General features: G+C 49.0%; 24 protein-coding genes. 9 read left to right on the top strand and 15 right to left on the bottom strand.

Annotated features, from left to right (window positions below; all coding sequences use genetic code 11):
* Positions 1–29 precede the first annotated feature (29 nt).
* The 12 genes from ACO0LN_RS15015 to mltG all read right to left on the bottom strand — a co-directional run bounded on the left by ACO0LN_RS15015 (position 30) and on the right by mltG (position 11,714).
* On the bottom strand, positions 30–740 hold the full coding sequence (locus ACO0LN_RS15015) for an ABC transporter ATP-binding protein (protein WP_422975084.1): 711 nt from the start codon (positions 738–740) through the stop codon (positions 30–32).
* Positions 737–1,501, bottom strand: coding sequence for an ABC transporter ATP-binding protein (locus ACO0LN_RS15010; protein WP_422975082.1), 765 nt, complete (start codon positions 1,499–1,501; stop codon positions 737–739). The genes ACO0LN_RS15015 and ACO0LN_RS15010 overlap by 4 nt, the downstream gene beginning before the upstream one ends.
* A complete protein-coding gene (locus ACO0LN_RS15005; protein ID WP_422975080.1) occupies positions 1,498–2,784 on the bottom strand; it encodes a branched-chain amino acid ABC transporter permease in 1,287 nt (428 codons plus the stop codon). The genes ACO0LN_RS15010 and ACO0LN_RS15005 overlap by 4 nt, the downstream gene beginning before the upstream one ends.
* A gap of 3 nt (positions 2,785–2,787) precedes the next feature.
* The gene (locus ACO0LN_RS15000) at positions 2,788–3,735 is read right to left on the bottom strand and encodes a branched-chain amino acid ABC transporter permease (protein WP_422975078.1); all 948 of its coding nucleotides are present in this window, start codon (positions 3,733–3,735) and stop codon (positions 2,788–2,790) included.
* Positions 3,736–3,829: 94 nt separating this feature from the next.
* A complete protein-coding gene (locus ACO0LN_RS14995; protein ID WP_422975293.1) occupies positions 3,830–5,002 on the bottom strand; it encodes a branched-chain amino acid ABC transporter substrate-binding protein in 1,173 nt (390 codons plus the stop codon).
* Positions 5,003–5,163: 161 nt separating this feature from the next.
* Complete coding sequence (locus ACO0LN_RS14990; RefSeq protein WP_422975076.1) at positions 5,164–6,816, bottom strand: 3-(methylthio)propionyl-CoA ligase; 1,653 nt, start codon at positions 6,814–6,816, stop codon at positions 5,164–5,166.
* A gap of 265 nt (positions 6,817–7,081) precedes the next feature.
* Positions 7,082–7,987 (bottom strand): 23S rRNA (adenine(2030)-N(6))-methyltransferase RlmJ, encoded by a 906-nt coding sequence (locus tag ACO0LN_RS14985; RefSeq protein ID WP_422975074.1) that lies wholly within the window; start codon positions 7,985–7,987, stop codon positions 7,082–7,084.
* A 94-nt stretch (positions 7,988–8,081) separates the two neighbouring features.
* Positions 8,082–8,585: a GNAT family N-acetyltransferase gene (locus ACO0LN_RS14980; protein WP_422975072.1), complete on the bottom strand. Its 504-nt coding sequence runs from the start codon at positions 8,583–8,585 to the stop codon at positions 8,082–8,084.
* A 5-nt stretch (positions 8,586–8,590) separates the two neighbouring features.
* On the bottom strand, positions 8,591–8,980 hold the full coding sequence (locus ACO0LN_RS14975) for a PilZ domain-containing protein (protein ID WP_422975070.1): 390 nt from the start codon (positions 8,978–8,980) through the stop codon (positions 8,591–8,593).
* Between the two features lie 24 nt (positions 8,981–9,004).
* A complete protein-coding gene (gene holB, locus ACO0LN_RS14970; protein ID WP_422975068.1) occupies positions 9,005–10,045 on the bottom strand; it encodes a DNA polymerase III subunit delta' in 1,041 nt (346 codons plus the stop codon).
* A complete protein-coding gene (tmk, locus tag ACO0LN_RS14965) occupies positions 10,042–10,689 on the bottom strand; it encodes a dTMP kinase (protein ID WP_422975066.1) in 648 nt (215 codons plus the stop codon). Before tmk ends, holB begins: the two co-directional genes overlap by 4 nt.
* 38 nt (positions 10,690–10,727) lie before the next feature.
* Positions 10,728–11,714: an endolytic transglycosylase MltG gene (gene mltG, locus ACO0LN_RS14960; protein ID WP_422975064.1), complete on the bottom strand. Its 987-nt coding sequence runs from the start codon at positions 11,712–11,714 to the stop codon at positions 10,728–10,730.
* Between the two features lie 140 nt (positions 11,715–11,854).
* On the opposite strand from mltG, the gene ACO0LN_RS14955 reads away from it, so the two are divergent.
* The 3 genes from ACO0LN_RS14955 to ACO0LN_RS14945 are packed head-to-tail and all read left to right on the top strand — an operon-like array spanning position 11,855 to position 13,949.
* A complete protein-coding gene (locus ACO0LN_RS14955) occupies positions 11,855–12,895 on the top strand; it encodes a YgfZ/GcvT domain-containing protein (RefSeq protein ID WP_422975062.1) in 1,041 nt (346 codons plus the stop codon).
* Positions 12,896–12,924: 29 nt separating this feature from the next.
* The gene (locus ACO0LN_RS14950; protein ID WP_422975060.1) at positions 12,925–13,212 is read left to right on the top strand and encodes a DUF4936 family protein; all 288 of its coding nucleotides are present in this window, start codon (positions 12,925–12,927) and stop codon (positions 13,210–13,212) included.
* Positions 13,203–13,949, top strand: a complete 747-nt coding sequence (locus tag ACO0LN_RS14945) for an NRDE family protein (protein WP_422975058.1) — start codon at positions 13,203–13,205, stop codon at positions 13,947–13,949. The genes ACO0LN_RS14950 and ACO0LN_RS14945 overlap by 10 nt, the downstream gene beginning before the upstream one ends.
* Before the next feature lie 34 nt (positions 13,950–13,983).
* Here ACO0LN_RS14945 and ACO0LN_RS14940 read toward each other — a convergent pair whose 3' ends face one another.
* The 3 genes from ACO0LN_RS14940 to ACO0LN_RS14930 all read right to left on the bottom strand — a co-directional run bounded on the left by ACO0LN_RS14940 (position 13,984) and on the right by ACO0LN_RS14930 (position 17,879).
* Positions 13,984–15,225, bottom strand: a complete 1,242-nt coding sequence (locus ACO0LN_RS14940) for an MFS transporter (protein WP_422975057.1) — start codon at positions 15,223–15,225, stop codon at positions 13,984–13,986.
* Positions 15,226–15,310: 85 nt separating this feature from the next.
* The gene (locus ACO0LN_RS14935) at positions 15,311–16,621 is read right to left on the bottom strand and encodes a homoserine dehydrogenase (protein ID WP_422975055.1); all 1,311 of its coding nucleotides are present in this window, start codon (positions 16,619–16,621) and stop codon (positions 15,311–15,313) included.
* Positions 16,622–16,649: 28 nt separating this feature from the next.
* Positions 16,650–17,879, bottom strand: a complete 1,230-nt coding sequence (locus ACO0LN_RS14930; RefSeq protein ID WP_422975053.1) for a pyridoxal phosphate-dependent aminotransferase — start codon at positions 17,877–17,879, stop codon at positions 16,650–16,652.
* 360 nt (positions 17,880–18,239) lie between these two features.
* Between ACO0LN_RS14930 and bla the strand changes: the two genes are divergently transcribed.
* From bla to ACO0LN_RS14900, 6 genes are all read left to right on the top strand, one after another.
* Positions 18,240–19,142, top strand: coding sequence for a class A beta-lactamase (gene bla, locus ACO0LN_RS14925; RefSeq protein WP_422975051.1), 903 nt, complete (start codon positions 18,240–18,242; stop codon positions 19,140–19,142).
* A gap of 84 nt (positions 19,143–19,226) precedes the next feature.
* Complete coding sequence (locus tag ACO0LN_RS14920; RefSeq protein ID WP_422975049.1) at positions 19,227–19,604, top strand: Mth938-like domain-containing protein; 378 nt, start codon at positions 19,227–19,229, stop codon at positions 19,602–19,604.
* Complete coding sequence (locus ACO0LN_RS14915) at positions 19,601–21,292, top strand: glycosyltransferase family 39 protein (protein ID WP_422975047.1); 1,692 nt, start codon at positions 19,601–19,603, stop codon at positions 21,290–21,292. The genes ACO0LN_RS14920 and ACO0LN_RS14915 overlap by 4 nt, the downstream gene beginning before the upstream one ends.
* Positions 21,293–21,298: 6 nt before the next feature.
* On the top strand, positions 21,299–21,670 hold the full coding sequence (locus tag ACO0LN_RS14910; protein WP_162041263.1) for an EamA family transporter: 372 nt from the start codon (positions 21,299–21,301) through the stop codon (positions 21,668–21,670).
* Between the two features lie 63 nt (positions 21,671–21,733).
* Positions 21,734–22,861 (top strand): DegT/DnrJ/EryC1/StrS family aminotransferase, encoded by a 1,128-nt coding sequence (locus ACO0LN_RS14905; protein WP_422975045.1) that lies wholly within the window; start codon positions 21,734–21,736, stop codon positions 22,859–22,861.
* A 19-nt stretch (positions 22,862–22,880) separates the two neighbouring features.
* Positions 22,881–23,846: a glycosyltransferase gene (locus tag ACO0LN_RS14900; protein ID WP_422975043.1), complete on the top strand. Its 966-nt coding sequence runs from the start codon at positions 22,881–22,883 to the stop codon at positions 23,844–23,846.
* Positions 23,847–23,853: the final 7 nt, after the last annotated feature.

Below are 23,853 nucleotides of genomic sequence, written 5' to 3'. Positions count from 1 at the left end.
TCTCTCACTATCTGTGAATACAGAATGCCTTAAACCTCCAGCCATTCTTTACGGATGTTTTCATTGGCACGCAAATCTGCTGGAGTGCCCTCAAACACAATGCTGCCATGTCCCATGACATACACGCGCTGTGAAATCTCCAGTGCAATGGCGAGTTTTTGCTCAACCAGCAAAACCGATATGCCGCGGTTTTTCAACTCTTTCAGATATTCAGCTACCAACTCAACAATCTTTGGCGCCAGGCCTTCTGTGGGTTCATCGATCATGATGAGATCAGGGTCACCCATCAGAGTGCGGCATAGTGTCAGCATTTGCTGCTCACCACCAGACATCACGCCTGCCTGAGTATTCCTGCGTTCGCGCAGGCGTGGGAACATCTGGTACATATCTTCTATGCTCCAGCGTGGCTTACTGTCTTTGGGGCGGCCAGATTTCTCACCCAGCATCAGGTTTTGCTCAACAGTCAAGGTGGGGAAGATATCACGGTTCTCTGGCACATAACCCAGACCCTTATGGGCAATCTGGAAGGCTTTCAGACCGATGATTTCTTCTCCTTTGAACAGGATGGAACCTGTCGAGTTCACCTGCCCCATGGTTGCTTTGACAGTAGTAGAACGCCCAACACCGTTGCGCCCCAACAAGCTAACAATTTCGCCTGCATTCACCTGCATATCGACACCATGCAAGACATGGCTTTTGCCATAAAAGGCATTGAGATTTTTTATCGTTAGTAAGCTCATTCAACCTCCACCGGTGCATGACCACCAAGATAGGCGTCTTTGACTTTTTGATTATTGCGGATATTGGCGGGGGTGTCACAGGCAATGACCTCACCATAGACGACCACGGCAATTTTATCAGCCAGGCCGAAGACCACGCTCATATCGTGCTCCACCATCAACAACGATTTGCCGACGGTGACCTTGCGTATCAACTCTACCGCAGCATCAGATTCTGAACGACTCATGCCTGCCGTAGGCTCATCGAGCAAAATCACGTCGGCACCGCCAGCGATGGTGATGCCGATTTCCAGTGCACGCTGCTCTGCATAGGTTAGCAGACCAGCTGTGACATTGCGTCTGCGCTTGAGGCCAATTTGCTCCAGTACAGCCTCTGCCCTTTCATGTGCATCCCTCAATCCATTCAACCTGTGCCAGAACGAGTACTTGTATCCCAGCGACCACAATACTGCGCAGCGCAAGTTTTCATATACAGACAGGCGATGAAAAATATTCGTAATCTGAAAACTGCGTGACAAGCCACGGCGGTTGATTTCATACGGCTTCAAGTGGGTGATGCTCTCGCCATTGAACAGGATATCTCCCGATGTAATAGGAAAGCGGCCAGAAATCAAATTAAACAGCGTGGATTTGCCAGCACCATTCGGGCCGATAATCGCAAATCGTTCTCCTTTAGGCACCTGCAGATTTGCGCCTTTGATGATTTCTGCACTGCCAAAGGACTTTCGTACCTCTTTTAATTCAAGCGAAAAGCCTGTCATGCTTGCGCCCTCCGCATTTGTTCTTCAATTTCAGTATTGACTTCACCCCAGTGCTCTGCGAAACCGCCTTTGAGTTTGATGCAGGCGAAAATGCCGACAGCTATAACAATTACAGTCATTGCCCACCAGGTACTACTGGCCGTGTCTATGGAAACACCAAACATTTCTATGACTGCGCTTTGGCTTGCTTCCAGGGTTCGTTGATACAGCATTTCTACAGCCAGTATAACGCCGGCTGTTGTCACAGCCGCTGCTAGTACGAGTTTCCACATACTTGGCCATACACGTTTGAACATGCCAAATTTTGCCACACGCAAATTCATCATGATAATGCTCGCCATGCCACCAGGTGCGTACATAACAATCAGGATGAAGATGACGCCCAGATACAGTTGCCATGCCTTGGTCAGGTCCGACAGCATTACAGTCAGGAATACACCAAGGACTGCTCCTATCAAAGGACCAAAGAAGAAGCCTACACCACCAATGAAGGTGAACAGTAACACTGCGCCGGAACGGATGGCACTGACATTTTCTGCCGTCACAATTTCAAAGTTAATGGCTGATAAACCACCGGCAATACCTGCGAAGAAAGCAGACAAAATCAGTGTCAGATAACGTACCCATTGGGTGTCATAACCGATGAACTCAACCCGCTCAGGATTATCCCGCACAGCATTCACAATGCGTCCCAATGGAGTTTGCGTAAATGCATACATGCCTATGGTACTGATGAATAACCAGAAAGCGATCAGGTAATACACCTGAATTTGCGGTCCATAAGTGATACCCAAAAAGGATGAACCGATGATGCGGTTGGTGGAAATGCCCCCCTCACCGCCAAAGAAACTTGGGAACATCAGCGAGCAGGCAAACACCAGCTCCACCATACCCAAAGTAATCATGGAGAAAGTCGTACCCGATTTTTTGGTCGTGACATAACCAAACAATATTCCAAAGAACATACCGGCGACACCACCAATCAGAGGAATCAACGTGACCGGAAAAGTCAGGCTACCCGCTGTCATCAGATTCATCGTATGAATGGCGAAGAAAGCCCCCAGGCCGGAATAAACCGCGTGGCCGAATGACAGCATGCCCCCCTGCCCCAGCAACATATTGTAGGACAGGCCAAAGATCATTAAAGTGCCAATTTGCGACAGCAAGGACAATGATCCGCCGGTGCTAAAAATCATTGGTGCGAGTATCAGCAGGAAAGCAAAGCTGCCCCAGATAATCCACCGTGCAAGATTGATAGGTTTGAATACTAAAGCTTTGCTCATCTTTTATCCTTCACGAGTGCCGAGTAAGCCTCTGGGCCTGAAAATCAGGATGAGTACCAATAAGAGATAAGGCAAGATAGGCGCTACCTGCGCAATTGTCAGGCTCAGCAAGGCATAGCCAGGTGCGGTGGAGCTGATGATCATGCCCAGCTTGGCAATTACAGACACGAAGGAGTAATCCAGAGCGACCGCAAAAGTCTGCAATACACCTATCAGCAACGATGCTACAAAAGCACCCGCCAGCGACCCCATGCCGCCAACAACAACGACGACGAAAATAATACTGCCGAGGGTAGATGCCATGCCCGGTTCAGTGACAAAGGCATTGCCGCCGACCACGCCTGCAAGCCCGGCCAATGCGCAACCACCGCCAAATACCAGCATGAAAACACGGGGAACATTGTGCCCCAATGCTTCTACAGTATCAGGATGGGTAAGGGCTGCCTGTATCACCAGACCGATGCGGGTACGCGTCAGCAAAAGATAAATCGAAGCCAGCATCACCAGCGCAACCAGCATCATGAAACCGCGATAGATAGGGAAAGTCGTTGTGTACAGCGTAAACAAAGGGCCATCCAAGGATGCAGGGATAGGATAAGGGACGGTAGATCTGCCCCAGATCAACTGCACCAACTCGACAATCACGTAAGAAAGGCCAAAGGTGAATAACAGCTCTGGAATATGCCCGTATTTATGCACGGAACGCAGGCCATAACGCTCAACCATGGCACCCAGCAAACCGACCAGCAGGGGTGCTAAAAACAAAGCCGGCCAAAAGCCAATCTTGACGCTGATGGTATAGGCGAAATAAGCGCCCAACATGTAAAAACTGGCGTGGGCGAAATTGAGTACGCCCATCATGCTGAAAATCAGCGTCAGTCCGGATGAGAGCATGAACAACAGCAATCCGTAACTGACACCGTTCAGCAAAGTGATCAGTGTGAATTCCACAGCAAAGATCCTTTTCAGAAAATTCTTGAACGATCGTACTATTTATAGGTAAAAAAAGAGAGTGCGCATCAAGCGACTCTCTTTTTTTAAAGAATTAGCCTGGTCGTTTCATCTGGCAAGAAGATGGCTGCGATGCGACGAATGCGTCTATCTTCTGGTTGGTTTTCCAACCCATGCCAGTATTTTCCTGGTCAAATTTAACATCTTTGCCATTGGTTTTAACCCAGGTTGCTATATACAGAGGCTGTTGAATCTGGTGATCAACCTTACGCATGTTCGCGTCGCCATTCAGGCTCTTGAAATTCAAACCTTCCAGTGCAAATGCAACTTTGACTGGATCAACAGATTTGGCCTGATTTACAGCCTGCCCCATGGCAGCCAGGACAGAATAAGTCGCCATGGAATAGTAATCATCCTTGTACTTGGTCTTGAACCCTTCAACGATGTCTTTACCCGCAAAGGTCTCGTTATTTGGATTCCAGTAACCCACATATTTGACGCGATCCATACCAGCAGCACCCATGGCAGTTGGCACGCCCGTTGTCGCTGCATAATAGGTGTAGAAATTTGATTTCAGATCAGCATCCTTGGCAGATTTAATCAGCAAAGCCAGGTCGGCACCCCAGTTACCAGTGATGACAGTGTCCGCGCCGGAAGCTTTGATTTTTGCCACATAGGGGGAAAAATCCTTGACCTGGCCAATAGGATGCAGATCATCGCCAACAATTTGTATATCAGGACGCTTGCGTGCCAAATACTCCTTGGCAGCGCGGGTAACTTGCTGTCCAAACGAGTAGTTCTGACCAATGATGTATACCTTCTTGATGTTTTTGTCTGCTGCCATGAAAGTCGTCAGCGCTTCCATCTTCATGTCCGAGTTGGAATCAAAGCGGAAATGCCAGAAACTGCATTTGCTATTGGTCATATCAGGATCAACAGCAGCGTGATTCAGATAAACGATTTCCTTGCCTGGATTACGCTCATTATGCTTATTCACAGCGTCCTGCAAAGCCATGCCTACGGCAGAACCATTGCCTTGCGTGATGTAGCGAAAACCTTTATCAATGACCGTTTTCAATACATTCAATGACTCTTGAGGGCTACCTTTATTATCAAAACCGACGACCTCGAATTTGTGTTCGCCGGCCCATTTTTCGGCATTGGCCTTATCGGCGATGTACTGATAGGAATTCAGGATATTTTGCCCAACTGGCGCAAAAGCACCTGACAGCGGATCGATGTAGGCGATCTTGATGGTATCAGCCATCACTGCTGGTACGACGAAGGTTAAAGCGACTGCAGCGAGGCTGGCACGTAAAGGAAATTTCATTTGTCTCTCTCCGGTATTCTCATTGTTGGAATCTAGATTTTTTTCGTTTTATCGCTACTTCCAGAACTTGAACTATACATAGTCAGGTTCCGCACTTCTTATGCAGTTGGTAGTTTATATTCCTTGAATTGCTCCCTCAGTTTATTTTTCAAAATTTTCCCTGTCGCACCTAATGGCAGGCTTTCAATAAAAACCACGTCATCAGGCAGCCACCATTTCGCAACTTTTCCATCAAAGAATTGCAGCAACTCTTCTCTTGTGACTTCTGCTCCGGGTTTCTTGACTGCCAGCAGCAATGGACGTTCATCCCATTTGGGATGGAATACACCGATACATGCCGCTTGCAGGATTGCCGGGTGAGAGACTGCTACATTTTCCAGGTCTATCGTACCTATCCACTCACCGCCCGACTTGACCACATCCTTGCTGCGATCAGTGATCTGCATATATCCATCATCATCGATGGTGGCCACGTCACCGGTCGGGAACCAGCCATCTTCAAGGACGTCGCCGCCTTCGTTTTTGTAATAACTGCTGATGATCCATGGCCCTTTTACCAGCAAATTGCCGTAGGTTTTACCATCCCATGGCAATTCCGTGCCAGCATCATCAACGATCTTCATATCCACGCCGTACAAGACATGGCCTTGTTTCTGGAGTATCGCTTGCTTCTCTTCTTCGGCCAGATCAGCATGTTTGGTCATCAGGGTACCAGCAGTGCCAAGTGGTGACATCTCTGTCATGCCCCATGCATGCACGACTTCTACACCATACGTGTTACGCAAGGTTTTCATCATGGCTGGCGGGCAGGCAGAGCCCCCGATCACCGTGCGTTTAAAAGTCGAGAATTTCAGATTATTCTGTGCCACATAAGTCAGCAGACCCAGCCAGACTGTGGGTACACCGGCAGAGAAAGTGACTTTTTCCTGCTCAAATAATTCGTAGAGAGATTTGCCGTCCAGATGCGGACCAGGGAAAACCAGTTTGGCGCCGTTCAATGGTGCAGAATAAGGCAAGCCCCATGCATTCACATGGAACATGGGTACTACCGGCAAAACAGAATCACGTGCAGATACATTCAAACCATCTGGCAAGGATGAGCCATAAGAATGCAGGATGGTTGAGCGATGTGAATACAGGGCCCCTTTAGGGTTACCTGTCGTGCCTGAGGTATAGCACAGACTGGAAGCAGAATTCTCGTCGAAGAGTGGCCAGACAAAATCATCATTATTGGCTTCGATTAAATCTTCATAGGCCATCAGGTTAGGGATTTTGCCATCGGTTGGCAATTTGTCCCGGTCGCACATCATGATATAGCCTTTGATACCAGGGCAATGCGTGACAATTGCCTGCACGATGGGCAGGAAGGTCATGTCAAACAGCAGGTATTGGTCTTCTGCGTGATTGGCAATGTACGCAATCTGCTCTGGGTGTAATCTCGGATTAATCGTATGCAATACAGCGCCGGAACCCGACACTGCATAATAAGCTTCCAGATGACGGTAACCATTCCAGGCCAGGGTGGCAATACGGTCGCCCAGTTGCACACCGAGTTTGGCGAAAGCATTCGCCAATTGTTTTGATCTCTTATGACATTCGCTGTAGTTATAGCGATGAATATCCCCTTCCACACGGCGGGAAACAATTTCATTTTTTCCAAAATAACGGTCGGCATGTTCGATGAGGCTGGAGATAAGCATAGGCTTGCTCATCATTTGCCCCATCAAGGGACTCTTTACATAAGACGACATTTGTTCTCCTGAAATGTGCAGCGTTATCGATTACTTTGGCGATTAAGCAAATTGCTGAATTTTATTCTTCGTCGATTTTTGTACGACCGTACTAATCCGTCAATCAGTATTTTTTTTGCAATGCACAAAGTAGTCTCTATTCGCTTCCTATGTTTTTCCTTTCCCACAAACAAAAATGCGGAAGATGAGCTCTCCCGCATCGCACCATTCAACAAATTTACTTTGTGTCGAAAAAAGAGTCCGACACCCTTAGCCTACCGCCTTCTTAACGCTTGCCCGGCGGGCCGCCTTCTCCGGACTCCAGCACAAAACCTGCTTTTGCATCTTTTCCCAATACCTTGACCAGGTAGGGCATGACTTCTTTTAGAGTAGCCAGCAAAGTCCATGGCGGATTAAGGATGAACATGCCGCTACTATGCAAGCCAAAACCATCTGGCGTTGGGCCACTGATGGACAAGGTGACATTCAGCCAGCTATTCGCCTGCAGCCGCTTGAGTTTTTCTGGCAAGGAACGGGATTCCTGACGTTGCAGCACCGGATACCAGACAGCAAAGGTACCGGTAGGGAAACGTTTCAAACCATCCTCAAGAGATACCTTGACGCGTCGGTAATCGTCCTTGACTTCGTAAGGAGGATCTATCAGCACCAGCCCACGGCGGGATGGGGGTGGTAACAAAGCTTTCAGGCTCTCAAAACCATCGCCGGCAGAAATGATGACACGCTTGCCCCTGACAGTCTGACGCTGGCCCTGCTCTGCCGCATGATTATCCAGCTTGCGGAAGTTTTCAGCGAGTATCTTGATTTCGCTGGGGTGCAATTCAAACAGGCGCAGGCGGTCTTGCTCGCGCATGACGATATTGGCGCAATAAGGTGAACCTGGGTAATAACGCATTTTGCCGCTGGGATTGAGGCCCTTGATCAAATCCATGTAGGCTGCAAAAGACCCAGGAATATCCTTCCTGTCCCACAAAGGACCGATGCCAGTTTCAAACTCGGCATTTTTACTCGCATAACCACTGTCAAGCGCATACAAACCGGCGCCTGCATGTGTGTCTATATAGGTATAAGCAGTGTCTTTCTGTCCCAGATATTCCAACAATTGAATCAGGACAAAGTGCTTCAGGACGTCGGCATGATTACCGGCATGAAAGCCGTGGCGGTAGCTCAGCATAATAAATCTTTCAAAAATGAATAGGCGACCTGCCAACGGCAAGTCGCCCTAAAATGGTAGCAAGCGGTAAGAGTCTGGCTAATTTAGCTTGAACCTAGCCTACCCGTTTGCCCAGTATGATCAAATCGCGCTCTATGCCGTCGAGCGTTGCCACTTTTGGCATATTTGCAAAGGTGGCAAAGTCAAATGCAGTAAATAACTTCAAACTCGGCACATTATGACCAAAAATGAAGCCCAGCAAAGTGTGAACCTTGATTTCAGGGGCATGCGCAATAGCCTTCGTCAGGAAATAGCGCCCCAGCCCCTGACCACGTGCCGCCTCATGCAAGTAGATGGATAATTCAGCAGTACCAGAATAAGCAGGCCTGCCATAAAAATTTGAGAATGACAACCAGCCTATGATTTGACCATTCTGTTCGCAGACCCAGAGTGGACGTGATTCCGGCTTGTGTTCATGAAACCATGCATAGCGCGATTCTACCGTAATTGGCTCTGTATCGGCGGTTACCACACGTGAAGCAACTGTGGAGTTATAAATAGCGACAATTTGCGGCAAATCTTCAAACTGTGCCAGTCTATGAGTAAATTCTGCTGCCATCGTCATTAAATTGTATGGGTAGCCCGGGAAGAACGCACTGCCGCACCTAGTAATTCTTCTACACGCAAGCGTATACGGTTACCGCTCTCATCCTCAGGGAAATGCACACCTATGCCTTGCGACTTGTTATTACCCGCGCCTGCCGGTGTAATCCAGGCAACCTTGCCAGCAATAGGATATTTATTAGGGTCATCCAATAAAGTCAAAATCAGGTAAATCTCTTCACCCAAGCGGTAACTTTTATTGGTAGGCACAAAAATACCGCCATTTTTTAAAAATGGCATATAGGCTGCAAACAAGGCAGCTTTTTCTTTAATCGCCAGCGACAACACCGAAGGACGATTCGGTGAAGGCATATTAAGCGGAGCACCTGGATCTGCTGGTAAATCTGACATGTTCTGGCTTTCGCAATTCTTTAATCAAATAGTGCCGAATAATGCGGAATATTCAAGCAGCATATCTTCCAAAAATAATTTGGCCGACAAAGGGTGACTGGCAATCGCCTGTCTTTCATTGCAATTCTTGATGAATTGCTGCAAAGCTGACTCATCAACCTGCATGGACAATGCCTTCAACTCCCTCTCATAGCGAGGATGATACCGGATTCTGCCACTTTGTTTATAGGAAAATATATCGTAGAGCCAACGTTGTAACCAGCCGACGACGACAGGCATTTCCATTTTCTGCATCTTGTCGGCAGTTTTAAGGCTGAATTCCGTACCAGGTTTGCTCAAAAACCGTATAAATTCATCAAGATCGGCACGCAAGTCTGAATGTGCCATATCAAATGCGGCCAAAGGCGCTCCGCCCTGCTGCGCCAGCCAGACATCGGCATCCTTGATGCCCTGTTTATGCAGCCACTCCAATGCAATACCGGCATCCGGCAAGCCGAGTCCAAACTTGTGGCAACGCGACAAGATAGTTGGCAGCAACCTGTCTATGCTATTCGACACCAGGATAAATACTGTATTGGCATTAGGCTCTTCCAGCGATTTCAACAGCGCATTTGCCGCCGGCACATTCAGCGCCTCGGCTGGATACAAGACGATGACGCGCCGGCCACTGCGGTGGGTAGAAATGTTCATGAAATCCGACAATGCGCGGATTTGGTTGATGACGATTTCTTTGGAAGGTGCTTTGCTGGCCTTGCTGGTTTTGGCAGGAGCTTCAGCCTCGTCACCAGTTGGCGCATCTTCTTCGTCCAGCAATTCTGGCCTGACACGGCGATAGTCCGGGTGGCTGTATTGAGCAAACCAGCCACAGGAACCACATTGCTGGCAGGCGTGCCCACCTTGCCCCGGGTTTTCACAAAGCAGGGATTGCGCCAGATGTTCGGCAAACACAGTTTTACCTATGCCTTGTGGTCCATGCAATAAAAAGGCATGAGGCAGGCGCTGCCCCAGAGCCTGTATCTGTTGCCAGGAATCTTCTTGCCAGCTATATAAAGGGTGTTGCCTCATATCACTTGCCGCGCAGAACTCAGGAGATCATCAATCAATACATCCAGTTGCAAGCGTATAGCTTCTATACTTTGTGTGGAATCGATAATCCTGAAACGTTGGGGAAACTCTTTGGCGCGGCGCAGGTATTCATTGCGCGTGGCAGCAAAAAAATCTGCCTTTTCCTGCTCAAACTTGTCCAGGTCGCGAGTTGCATCCAGGCGCGCGCGCGCCACTTCAAGAGGTACATCAAACAACAGTGTCAAATCTGGCTGCAAATGCGGATGCACCCATTGTTCCAGCGCATTGAGTTTATCCAGCGACAAATTCCTGCCACCGCCCTGATACGCAAAGCTGGCGTCGGTAAAACGGTCTGAAATAATCCAGTCGCCACGTGCCAGGGCTGGCTCTATGACCTGGGCAATGTGCTCGCGCCTGGCGGCAAACATTAGCAAGGCCTCTGTTTCCAGATGCATTTTTTGCTTTAAAAGCAATTCGCGCAAAGTCTCTCCCAGAGGTGTACCACCAGGCTCACGGCTGCAAATCACTTTTACATCTTCAGCTTGCAGCTTGTTTTGCAAACGCTCTGCCACATAGGCGATATGGGTGGATTTGCCCGCACCGTCTATGCCTTCAAAACTAATAAATTTTCCTGAGTGCTTCATTATGTAATTCTATATTCTATTAATGCACCTTGACGCCATTAACGTTGGTACTTGTTTACTGCGCGATTATGGTCATTCAGGTTATCGGAAAACTGACTTGTACCATTTCCACGCGCCACGAAGTATAAAGCATCACTACGAGCAGGGGCCAAAGCTGCAGAAATGGACTCCATACCGGGCAAGGCAATCGGCGTTGGTGGCAAGCCGACCCGTGTATAGGTGTTATAGGGTGTATCTGTCAGTAAATCACGCTTGTATATCTTGCCTTGATAGCGCTCGCCCATGCCATAGATGACTGTTGGATCGGTTTGTAGCAACATGCCCGTCCGAAGACGATTCACAAAAACTGAGGCTATCATAGGGCGTTCAGATTTTTGCCCAGTTTCTTTTTCTATGATGGATGCCATGGTCAAGGCCTCATAGCGGTTCTTGTAAGGCAAGCCATCCGCTCGCTTCTTCCAGGCCTCATCCAGTTTCTTCAATAATTGGCTATGCGCCTGCTGATACAGTTGCAGATCAGTGCTGCCCTTGGCGAAGCGATAGGTATCCGGAAAGAACAATCCTTCTGCCTGCGGGAAATCTGGCGTGATCTTGCGCATCAGCTCGGCTTCACTCAAACCCTGGGTTTCATGCTTGATGGCAGGATGCGCATCTACAAGCTTGCGCATTTGCTGAAAAGTCCAGCCTTCTATTACCGCCAGACTGGCCATGGAAAAATCGCCGTTGACTATTTTATTCAGTAACTCCACTGGTGTTTTACCGGCCTCGATTTCGAAAGAACCAGCTTTCAGGCGATTTTCTTTACCCATCACGCGTGCCAGCGCTTCAAACATCAGGGGCTGAATTGGCACGCCAGCCTCATACACCTGACGAGCGGACGCACGTACGCTACTGCCAGGCTTGATGGTGAATTCCTTGGCCCCACTCCCTACAAAAATGGCTTGCTGCATCCAGTAATAGAAGCCACCACCTGCGGCCAGCGCCAGCAGGATTAATAATACAAATACTTTTTTTATGAAACCCATGTAGGCAGCTTAATCAAAATTGAGGGAGTTCTGACGAGATTTTGCAGACGCTACTATAATTCGCCTGAACAGGTGCAGGCAGTATTGTAAAGCCAGCGCAGACAATAAGCGAATCAGCAAAGAAGAGTGAGTATAACAATATGACGTGGGAAGACTTTTTATACAGCCAGGGTGCAATTGTGGAAAATCTGAATACAACCGGTTTTACTCCACATTGGCAGTCAGATGCTCTGCAAACGGGATTTATTGCCCCTTTGACTGATCTGGGCCTGATCAGGGTTACTGGCGAAGATGCCCCGTCTTTTTTGCATAATCAATTGAGCAATGATGTCGAGCACCTGGGGCTTACCGAGCTGCGCCGTGCCGCTTATTGCACTCCTAAAGGTCGCATGCTGGCCAGCGTTGTGTATTGGAAAGATGGCCAGGACATTATCTTGCAGCTATCAAAATCAATACAAGCCACGGTGCAAAAACGCTTGCAAATGTTCGTTTTGCGGGCAAAAGCCAAATTGCACGATATCAATGCAGAGTACGTCGTTCTGGGGCTAGGGGGGGCTGCTGCACCGGCAGCGCTAAAAGAATGGTTCCCAGAGTTGCCAGCAAAAGTTGACCAAAAGCTGAGTAATGAATATGGCAGTCTGCTGCGCCTTGCAGATGCCAGCAATGCGCCACGTTATCAATGGATAGCGCCTGTGGAGACTGCGCAACAGGCATGGCCCAAACTAATCACCCAATTAAAGGCTGTAAACACCGGCGCATGGCGCGTGACTGAAATTCAGGCAGGCATTGCCATCGTTATCGCCGGAACGCAAGAGAAGTTTGTCCCGCAGATGATCAATTTTGAACTCATCGGTGGCGTGAATTTTAAAAAGGGTTGCTACCCCGGCCAGGAAATAGTCGCGCGCAGCCAATACCTGGGCAAACTCAAGCGCCGCATGGCAATAGCCTTGGTGCACGCGAAAAGTGTAGCAGCAGGAACCGAAGTATTTCATAGCGATGATGTCAGCCAACCCTGCGGCATGATCGTTAATGCAGAACAACATCAGGAAGACAGTTCGCTGGCACTGATAGAAATGAAGCTGGCTGACCAGGAAAGTGGTCAGCTTAGCTTAGGCTCGGCAGCTGGCTCTGCAATAGAGCTATTGCCTCTGCCGTATGCAATAACAGATATTACACAATAATCGCGCAATAAAGAATCAAAAGCAGGCATATGAATTGCTATATCTATTTTAAAGCCAGCGCTGGCAAAGAAGCAGAAGTACTGCGGCAGGAACGGCTGTTGCAAAACCTGATGCGCAAGGCCGATCAGCAAAGCCCAGGCTTGCAGAGACGCCCGACAGAACAGGATGGCATGCATACCTGGATGGAGATTTATCATCAGGTGACTTCTGATTTTGAACAGCGTCTTGAGTTGGCTTACGCGCAAACCGAATTGAAGCAATTACAGTCCGGTGAGCGACATATGGAATATTTTGTGGATATAGACTTATGTGCCTGATCGTCTTTGCCTGGAAACTGATACCCTGCACACCTATCGTGTTTGCAGGAAACCGTGATGAATTTTATGACCGGCCTGCGACTGCCGCTGACTGGTGGCAAGACTACCCTAACATATACGGCGGGCGCGACCTGCAATCTGGCGGCACCTGGCTGGGCATGACTACAATGGATGGCGCGGATAGCCTGACCAGTAAATTTGCCGCCATTACCAATATTCGTGCCCCCTCTGAAAAGCGTGAAGATGCCCCATCTCGCGGCGACCTGGTTGCGAATTACCTCACGAGTAATTTAAGTGCGCAAGACTACATTGCCAGCATTCGCGACACTGTTGCTGACTATAACGGTTTCAATTTACTGATCGGTGACAAGGAAGACCTGATCTGGTTTTCCAACCGCAATCTGGATGATGTGCGTAATGGCCAGCCACTGCCTCCTGGCATCTATGGCATCTCCAATGCATCACTGGATACACCTTGGCCAAAAGTTGTCAGGACCAAGGCAGAATTTGCCAGCATGATATGCCAGCGTGCGCCAGTGGATGCTTATTTTGAAGTACTGGCCAACACCACCCCTGCCCCCGATTGCCGCTTGCCTGACACTGGCGTTTCATTTGAAATGGAACGCTTGCTGTCATCGCCCTGCATCGTCTCGCCGAATTATGGTACCCGGGTTTCTACGGTAGTCAAAGTCCATAAAGACTATCCGTCAGAATTCAATGAAAAGTTGTTGCGTTAAGTAAGTGTGGGCAGTCAGCCCACACTTTGTAGTCTTATACTTTTTCCAGCCTGGCTTTCCACAGCAAGGCAGCCGCCAGCAACTTTAATAGGCAAGGTAAAGCGGCGTAAGCCAATGTCAATGCCCTCAAGCCACTCTCGCTGGCAACGCCGGGGATATAACCCAGGTACTCAAGTGCTGGCAATGCCAAACCTGCGGCCAACGCCAGATTCATCTTGCTAGCCCAGTTCCAAACGCCAAAATAACTGGCTTCGTTCTTGTCACTATGTCCTGCTGCATGAATGACTCCTGCCAACAAGGCTGGTGGCAAAGCGAGGTCGGCTCCCAGGCTCATACCTGAAAAAATACAAATCACGGAAAAAGCCCACGCATCACCAACACCCAATGCAAGTACGCCAACAAAACTGAGTACAGACAAAAGCATTGCTAACAACCATGCTTTGACTTCACCTTTTCTGTGTGCCAGGCGAGTCCATAAAGGCATGGATAAAGCAGCCGCCAGAAAATACATTAACAACAAAACGCCGGACAAATGCGGCAGATGCAAGCGGTCTTTGGTGAAAAACAGGAACAAGGTTGCCGGTATCGCTGCGGCAATGCCGTTAACCACAAAGACCAGAAACAAGGCGCGAAAACTGCGGTTGGCGAATAGTTGGCGCAAAGACAGCGGCACATGAGCCACACCTGCCACCCCGGATTTTTGCGGTGTATGGCGTATCAGCAACCATGCAGTTATCAGCAGACTGATACTCAACATGCCAGACAAGAGCGTGACATTGCCAAACTGGATGATGATGGCAGTCGCAATCACACCAGCCAAACCACATGCCTCACGTACACTGGTCAACCTTACTCTTTGTCCAGGCTCTTGCGTCAGGGCCGCCCCCCAACTCTGGTAAGCAATACTCGCCAGACTAAACCCTGCATACACAACCACCAGAGTGACGAAGAACCACAGAAAAGCATGATTACCTGATAGCTGCGGAGGTTGAAACAAGCCAATGAAACCGGCAATCAACAATGGCAAGGCCAAAACTATATACGGCGCGTAAGTACGGCTTTGCGGCCTCCGGTCTATCACCGCACCAATAAAAGGATCAATGAAGGCATCCATGATACGGGTCAGTAATAATGCCGTGCCTATCGCTGATAAAGACATTCCAAGTCGATCAGCATAAAACTGGGGTACATAGACATAGATAGGCAATGCCACCATCGCCAGCGGGAAGCCAAACAAGGCATAGGACAGCAAGTGCGAGAGTGAGAGGCGCGGCATATCATCCTATGTGTGCAGTCTTTAGAAAGTAAAAAAGCGCGATCATTATTCCATGACCGCGCTTTTTCGTTTGAAGTCTGTTGATTTAGCTTAGTTCTTCCAGGCGCAGCTTCGTCACCGCACCAAAAACGGAATCGAGTTTTTCGATTTTCTCTATGGCTGCAACGATATTTTTTTCCTTGGTCTGATGAGTCAGAATGATGATATCTGTCTGCGTTTCGCCTTCTGCCGGTTCTTTTTGCAGCATGGCATCGATGGAAATCGTCAAATCTGCCAGGATACGTGTGACATCAGCCAGGACGCCAGGTTTGTCTGCCACGTGCATGCGCAAATAATAGCTCGTGACGATTTCTGCCATAGGCAAGACCGGTAAATCACTGAGGGAATTAGACTGGAAAGCCAGGTAAGGCACGCGATGTTCAGGGTCGGCCGTTGCCAGGCGCGTGATATCAACCAGATCGGCGATCACCGCAGAAGCGGTAGGCTCGGAGCCTGCACCCTTGCCATAATACAGGGTCGCACCCACTGCATCACCGTGTACCAGCACCGCATTCATGGCACCTTCTACATTGGCGATCAGACGTTTTTCAGGGATCAGGGTTGGGTGTACACGCAACTCTATTCCCGCCTCAGTGCGCTTGCTGATGCCTAGCAATTTGATGCGATAACCCAGTTCTTCTGCATAGCGGATATCGCTGGCTTGCAGCTTGGTGATACCTTCGACGTGGGCTTTATCAAACTGCATGGGAATACCATAGGCAATCGATGCCATGATGGTCGCTTTGTGTGCAGCATCGACACCTTCGATATCGAAAGTAGGGTCTGCTTCGGCATAGCCCAGTTCTTGCGCCTGCTTCAGTACAGTGGCAAAGTCCAGACCCTTGTCACGCATTTCAGACAAGATGAAATTGGTCGTGCCATTGATGATGCCAGCAATCCATTGTATGCGATTAGCAGTCAGGCCTTCACGCAAAGCCTTGATGATAGGGATGCCACCGGCAACCGCTGCCTCGAATGCCACCATCACGCCTTTTTCTTCTGCAGCCTTGAAAATTTCGTTGCCATGGGTTGCCAGCAAAGCCTTATTGGCCGTAACTACATGCTTGCCATTGGCAATGGCTTTCATAACCAAGTCTTTGGCGATACCATAACCACCTATCAATTCTATGACGATATCAATATCCGGGTTAGTAACCACCAGATTGGCATCATTGACGACTTCACATTCACCATTGGTCAACTCACGTGCCCGCTCAACGTTCAGGTCTGCCACCATGGCAATCTCAATCGAGCGACCTGCGCGACGCGTAATCTCTAATTGATTACGCTTCAAAACATTGAAAGTGCCGGAGCCAACGGTGCCTATGCCTAACAGGCCTACTTTGATGGGTTTCATAAGTTTTCTAAACAGTAAATTAAATTAATTAATTGGTGCCGTGACGCTTTCGGTATGTTTCCAGAAAACTGGCAATACGTCCAAAAGCATCAGTCAAATCATCCGTATTGGGCAAGAACACCACACGGAAATGGTCGGGATTAATCCAGTTAAATCCCGTTCCCTGTACCAATAACACGCGCTGCTCGGTCAGCAGTTCATGGATAAACTCCTGGTCATCCTTGATGGGATACATCACGGGGTCCAGTTTGGGAAACATATACAGCGCAGCCTTGGGTTTGACGCAAGTCACACCAGGAATTGCCGTCAACAGCTTGTGCGCCAGATCGCGCTGCTTTAACAATCGCCCTCCCGGCCCTACCAGGTCATTGATGCTCTGGTAGCCGCCAAGTGCAGTCTGAATGGCAAACTGGCCCGGTGCATTTGCACACAAACGCATGGAAGCTAACATATTCAAGCCTTCAATATAATCCTTGGCATGGCGTTTTTCACCTGACACGACCATCCAGCCAGCGCGATATCCACAAGAACGGTAATTCTTGGAAAGCCCGTTCAGCGTCAGGAACAGCACATCATCGGCCAGCGAGGCAATGGAGGTATGCACTTCGCCATCATACAAAGTCTTGTCGTAAATTTCATCCGCAAAAACGATGAGCTGGTGTTGGCGTGCTACTTCGACTATCTGCTGCAAGACCTCGACCGGGTACAAGGCACCGGTAGGGTTATTAGGATTGATGACGACTATGGCCTTGGTGTTGGGCGTGATCTTGCTCTTAATGTCGTCGATATCCGGCATCCAGTCTGCACTTTCGTCGCAGACATAATGCATAGGCTTGCCGCCAGACAAACTGACAGCTGCCGTCCACAAAGGATAATCAGGCGCAGGCACCAATACCTCATCACCGCTATTGAGCAGAGCATTCATACCCATGACGATCAGTTCTGAAGCGCCATTGCCGATATAGATATCTTCTATGGTCACACCACGGATATGCTTTTCCTGGGTGTAATGCATGATGGCTTTGCGCGGTGCAAACATGCCTTTTGAGTCGGTATACCCGGCTGCATTTTGCATGTTGCGTATCATATCCTGCACGATTTCATCCGGCGGGTCAAAATTGAAGACCGCCAGATTGCCGATATTGAGCTTGATAATCTTATGACCCTCATCCTCCATCTGCTTGGCTTTTTCCATGACCGGGCCACGGATGTCATAACAAACGTCTGCTAGTTTTTGTGATTTTTGTATGGGTCGCACCGCTGCAATCCTTGATAATATTCATGAGTTAGCTGCACCCAGCTTCCAAGTTAAGCTGAAATCGGATGCAAGCACATGATAAGCTGCAATACAGAAATGCTGCACTGCCAAACGTTCCATTCTGCACAATGCGCCGAATTTTATCAATCAGAACTTAGCAAAAGCTGAATTCCAAAACAGATTTGCATGAATAGAGTCGCATCATGTATCGTAAATGATGGTTTTACAACCTAATGCGCTTGAACATATATGCCGTCGAGAACAAAAACGCATGTTGCTGGTCTGAATGATAAATATTGAATATTGACTATCAGCCCCAAGCACACATATAGAGTAGGTACTTAATTCAGAAAAACCACCATGAAAAAACTGCTCTTGTCCCTATTGTTCAGCATGAATGCGGCATTTGCACAAAATGTGATTGAATCCATTGCGATGGACAGCGGCGGTAGGCTGGGCGCCAGCCTGCTGGTGCTGGAAACCGGCCAAAGTTTATGGATATTGCCTGATACGGCTGCCCCCATGCAAGGTGTCAACAAGTTGCCCATCGTTATGGCTGCATTAGCCGCCGTCGATAAAAACAAGCTCAAGCTGGATCAAAAAGTCACCGTCAGCAAAGAAGATTTAATCCCTGCAGACCTACCTAGTCCTCTGCGCGATGAACATCCAGACGGCAATTTTAAAATTACCGTCAAAGAATTGATGCATCACGCCATTGTCGATAGTGATGGAACAGCGAGCGATACCTTGCTGCGCTTGCTGGGCGGGCCGCCTATGGTCATGCAATACCTGGCGCAATTGGACATCCAGGATATCAAAATCCTGGACACAGAAAAGGACATGGCAAAATCCTGGAATACGCAATATCGCAATACTGCCACACCCAAAGCCATGATCAAATTGTTGCAAATTTTGCAGCAAGGCAAGGCCTTGAGTCCAAAAAACAGTGAATTATTACTGAAATGGATGACAGACACCGGAGCGGACCTGAAATCCACTTCAAACACCTCCCCCAATCCCAATTCCGCCCGCATCAAGGCTTTGCTGCCTGCGGGTACAGCCGTGGTTCATAAAGCCGGTAGTTCACCGACACATGGCAGCTTGACTGCTGCCCATAATGATGTGGGAATTGTGACTTTGCCTAATGGTCACCACATGGTAGTAGCTGTATTTTTGACGGATAGCAAGGCTCCCCACGCATCCCGTGATTTAACTATTGCCAAAATTACCCGCGTTGGCTGGGATGCCTGGTCAAAAAAATAGGCCCGCAGCAACTGAACGCCCCATGACAGCGTACAAAAAACGTTACAATGCGCCTCTTTACAGTCTTAACCTTGAGCTATATCGATGAAGTTGCACTCTACTCCTACGCAGCAATACCAGACCATCACTGCTTATGAAAAAGACAGTGTAGAAATTAATGCAATTACTTACAATTACAGCCTGATCGTGTTGCCAGAGAGCAAGCCGCAACAATGGTCGGCCACCAGTTTCGAACAGTTGAGCGCTGAGGATTTTGCGCAAATTGAAGCCACTGTTCCCGATGTTGTCATTTTAGGTACAGGCAATAAACAGCGCTTTGTTCATCCCAAACTAACCGCCGCACTGGCCGCCAAACGTATAGGCGTTGAATGCATGGACAATCAAGCCGCCTGCCGTACCTATAATATTCTGATGGCCGAGGGCCGTAAGGTTGCGCTGGCCCTGATTATGGAAACTGCATGAACCAGACCTCTCCCTACGATTCACCCCGTACATTATGGGCGCTGACTATCGCTTTTTTGCTGGTCTGGTTTTATATGCTGGGTGCCCGGACACTGGTGCCGACTGATGAAGGTCGTTATGCCGAAATGGCACGTGAAATGCTGGCTTCAGGCGACTGGATTACCCTGCGCCTGAACGGTATCAAGTATTTTGAAAAGCCCCCCCTGCAAAACTGGATGAATGCCCTGACCTTTGCCCTCTTCGGCCTGGGTGATTGGCAAGCCCGTCTATGGACTGGCTTGAATGGTTTGCTGGGCGTTGCCGCAGTAGCTTACACCGGCAACAAGATATTCAGCCGCCGCGTTGGCATCGTAGCCGCTCTAGTACTCGGTTCAAGTTTCTGGTGGGCGGGCATGGGCCACGTCAACTCTCTGGACATGGGCTTGTCCGGCATGATGACGCTGGCTCTGTGTGGCTTGCTGGTTGCGCAAATGGCTGGTGCCAATAGCAAGACTAAGCGCAATGCCATGCTGGTTTGCTGGGCCGGCATGGCGCTGGCGACGATGTCAAAAGGCTTGATCGGGTTTGTATTGCCGGGAGGGGTATTGGTTATTTATACCCTGGTGACGCGTGACTGGGGCTTATGGAAACGCCTGCATATGGGCAAGGGTTTAATCCTGTTTTTTGCTATCACGGCGCCCTGGTTTATCTTGATCGCGATAAAAAACCCTGAGCATCCACATTTTTTCTTTATCCACGAACATTTTCAGCGTTTTACCAGTACTGTACATAAGCGTGGTGGCCCATGGCATTACTTCATTCCTTTGCTCATCGTCGGTATCGTGCCCTGGATAGGTGTTTTACTTCAAGGCTTATGGTCTGGAGTCAAAGATAAAACACCAGGTTTTCAACCGCAAAAAATGCTGCTCATTTGGGCAGCCTTCCTGTTTTTCTTTTTTAGTATTTCAGGCTCAAAATTGCCAGGCTACATCCTGCCCATCTTCCCCGCGCTCGCCCTTCTTATCGCTTGCCATCTGGAGAAATCAGATAATCGCCCAGTGAAAATAGCAGGCATCCTGTTCATTGTATTTGGCATAGCTATCGCGGTCGGCCTCACAATCTATCTGGGTAAATTACATGAAGCAGACGCATTTGACCAAGCCCTGGCGATTGCATACAAACCCTGGATAATTTGCGTCGCCGTGTTGGCGATCATCGGCGGGGCACTCACATGGCTGCTGGCACGTAAGGGCACAACAGGAAAAGACTGGGCAATTATTTGCCTCGCTGCCAGCGGTTATCTGGTAGGCCAGATAGGCTTTCTAGGTCATAATCCTTGGGGTAAATACATTGCAGGCAGCGAATATATACCCGCAATCAAGGCAGAATTGACCTCACCAACAACGCCTTTCTATGCAGTTGGCCGCTATGAACAGGCCCTGCCGTTTTATCTTGAGCGCACTACGACATTGGTTGAGTTCCCCGATGAAATGCAGTTTGGTCTTGAACAACAGAAAGAATTATGGATACCCAAGCGTGAAGATTTTGTCAAAAAATGGCAGACACATCAGGACAAAGGCGAAGCTGCCGTTGCCATCCTGCGTAATGATATTTATGACGATTTGAAAAAAACTGATTTCCCCATGAGAGTGATTGCAAAAGACCCACGCCGGGTCATCGTCGCCAATCTGGTCAATAAAAACAAATAAATCATCATGAATATCAATACCTTTGGCTTTATCTTCACCGGCATCATGCTCAATGCTGTTGCCCAGCTTTTGCTCAAGAAAGGCACCAACGCAGTTGGAGCAATACATCTGACTGCCGAGAACTGGTTCTCGACGGGCTTGCAACTGGCAACACAGTTACCCATCATCGGTGGTCTGACTTGCTACGTCATTTCTGTCGTCGTCTGGATCATCGGTTTGTCGCGTGTTGATGTCAGTATTGCTTACCCGTTACTGTCATTAGGCTATATCGTCAACGCCATCGGTGCCTGGTATTTCCTGGGTGAAGTCATGTCCATGCAAAGGATGCTGGCAATTGGTGTCATCATCATTGGCGTAGCCTTGCTGGTAAAAAGTTGAATGCTTCACTGGCGCACACCTCATATTCCATAAGAATAGCTTTGTTTTATTGAAAGGTTCACCATGAGTGACACACCCAAGTTCCTGCCATTCACCAAACCGACGATTGATGAAGAAACCATCGCTGCCGTCACAGAAGTCTTGCGTTCTGGCTGGCTAACGAGCGGCCCGAAAGTTCAGGCACTGGAAGCGCAATTGTCTGAATATTTTGGTGGCCGCCCTGTGCGCACTTTCAATTCTGGCACCTGCACTATGGAAATAGCCCTGCGCATTGCGGGCATAGGCGCGGGTGATGAAGTCATCACCACACCAAACTCTTGGGTGGCAACTGCCAATGTCATCATAGAAACAGGCGCAACCCCTGTCTTTGCGGACATTGACCCCAAAACACATAATATTGACCTCGACAAAGTCGAAGCTGCTATCACGCCACGTACCAAGGCCATCATCCCCGTGCACATGTGCGGCCTGCCTTGCGATATGGATAAGCTGTACGCCATCGCCAAAAAATATAATTTGCGCGTTATAGAAGATGCCGCGCAAGCCATAGGTTCCAGCTGGAAAGGCAAACGCATAGGCTCTTTCGGTGACTTTGCCTCATTCAGCTTCCAGGTCAATAAAAACATCATGACAGGCGAAGGTGGTTGCCTGGTTCTGAACAATGCAGAAGAAGTACGCCTGGCCGAAAAATACAGGCTGCAAGGCGTGACGCGCAGTGGGCTGGATGGTATAGATGTGGATGTACTCGGCGGCAAATACAATATGACCGATATTGCCGCTGCCATAGGCCTGGGGCAAATGAAACATCTGGCAGAGTTCAATGCTAAACGTGCGGCACTGGCAAAGCATTACTTCACCAGTTTTGGTACTGACTTTGAACAAAAAACAGGGGCAGAGTTGCCCGTTGCCGACTTTGAAAACAGCAACTGGCATATGTTCCATCTGGTCTTGCCAGAAAGCGTCAATCGTGCGACTTTCATGCAGCAAATGCAGGACCAACAAATTGGCCTGGGTTATCACTATCGCGCCATTCATTTATTCAGCATGTACCGTGAGCGCGGCTTTACCGATGGCATGTTCCCGATTGCGGAGCGCATAGGCAAACAGATTGTTACTTTGCCACTATTTCCAGCAATGAACACAGAAGATGTCGAAAGAGTCGTGTCTGCGGTAAAATCCTGCCTTCTCTGAAATCGGCAGAACAATACCAATGAAACCCGAACTCTCTGTTGTTATACCCGTCTATAACGAAGAAGCTGGCCTGGCCAAGCTGTTTGAACGCCTGTATCCAGCGCTTGATACGCTGGCAGCGCGCGGTGTCAGCTATGAAATAGTCTTTGTCAACGATGGCAGCCGCGATAACACGCCTGCCTTGCTGGCTGGCCAGTATCGCCTGCGCCCTGACGTCACGCGCGTCGTGCTGTTCAACGGCAATTATGGTCAGCACATGGCTATTCTGGCTGGCTTTGAAGCTACGCGTGGCGAGATTGTTGTCACCCTGGACGCAGATCTACAAAATCCACCAGAAGAAATCGGTGCCCTCGTCGATAAAATGCGTGAAGGGTATGATTACGTAGGCTCCATACGCCGCAAACGCCAGGATTCTGCCTGGCGTACTTATGCTTCCAAGGCGATGAATCGCTTCCGTGAGAAGATCACGCGCATCAAGATCACTGACCAGGGCAATATGCTGCGCGCCTATGGTCGCAATGTGATTAACCTGATTAATCAGTGCAGCGAAGTGAATACCTTCGTCCCCGCCCTGGCATATACCTTTGCGCGCAAACCTACCGAGATTATGGTTGAGCATGAGGAGCGTTCAGCCGGTGAATCAAAATATTCACTTTACAGCCTGATACGCCTGAATTTCGACTTGATGACAGGGTTTTCCATCATGCCATTGCAATGGTTCTCCATGCTGGGTATGGTGCTGTCGGTCTTGTCTGGTGGCTTGGTATTGTTATTGCTGATACGCCGCTTTGTACTAGGTGCAGAAGCGGAAGGCCTGTTCACTCTGTTTGCCATCGCTTTCTTCCTGATGGGAGTGATCCTGTTTGGCATAGGTTTGCTGGGTGAATATGTAGGCCGGATTTACCAACAGGTACGCGGTCGCCCGCGTTATGTGGTGCAAACCATACTTGAGCAATCCAGCGCGGATTTGCCTGAAGTTAATTAAGAAAGCA

Origin of the sequence: Undibacterium sp. TC9W (genome assembly GCF_049339865.1) — a bacterium.
Taxonomy (GTDB): domain Bacteria; phylum Pseudomonadota; class Gammaproteobacteria; order Burkholderiales; family Burkholderiaceae_D; genus Undibacterium.
Note: the sequence above shows the minus strand (reverse complement) of the source record. Positions and strands in the feature narration are given on the sequence as shown.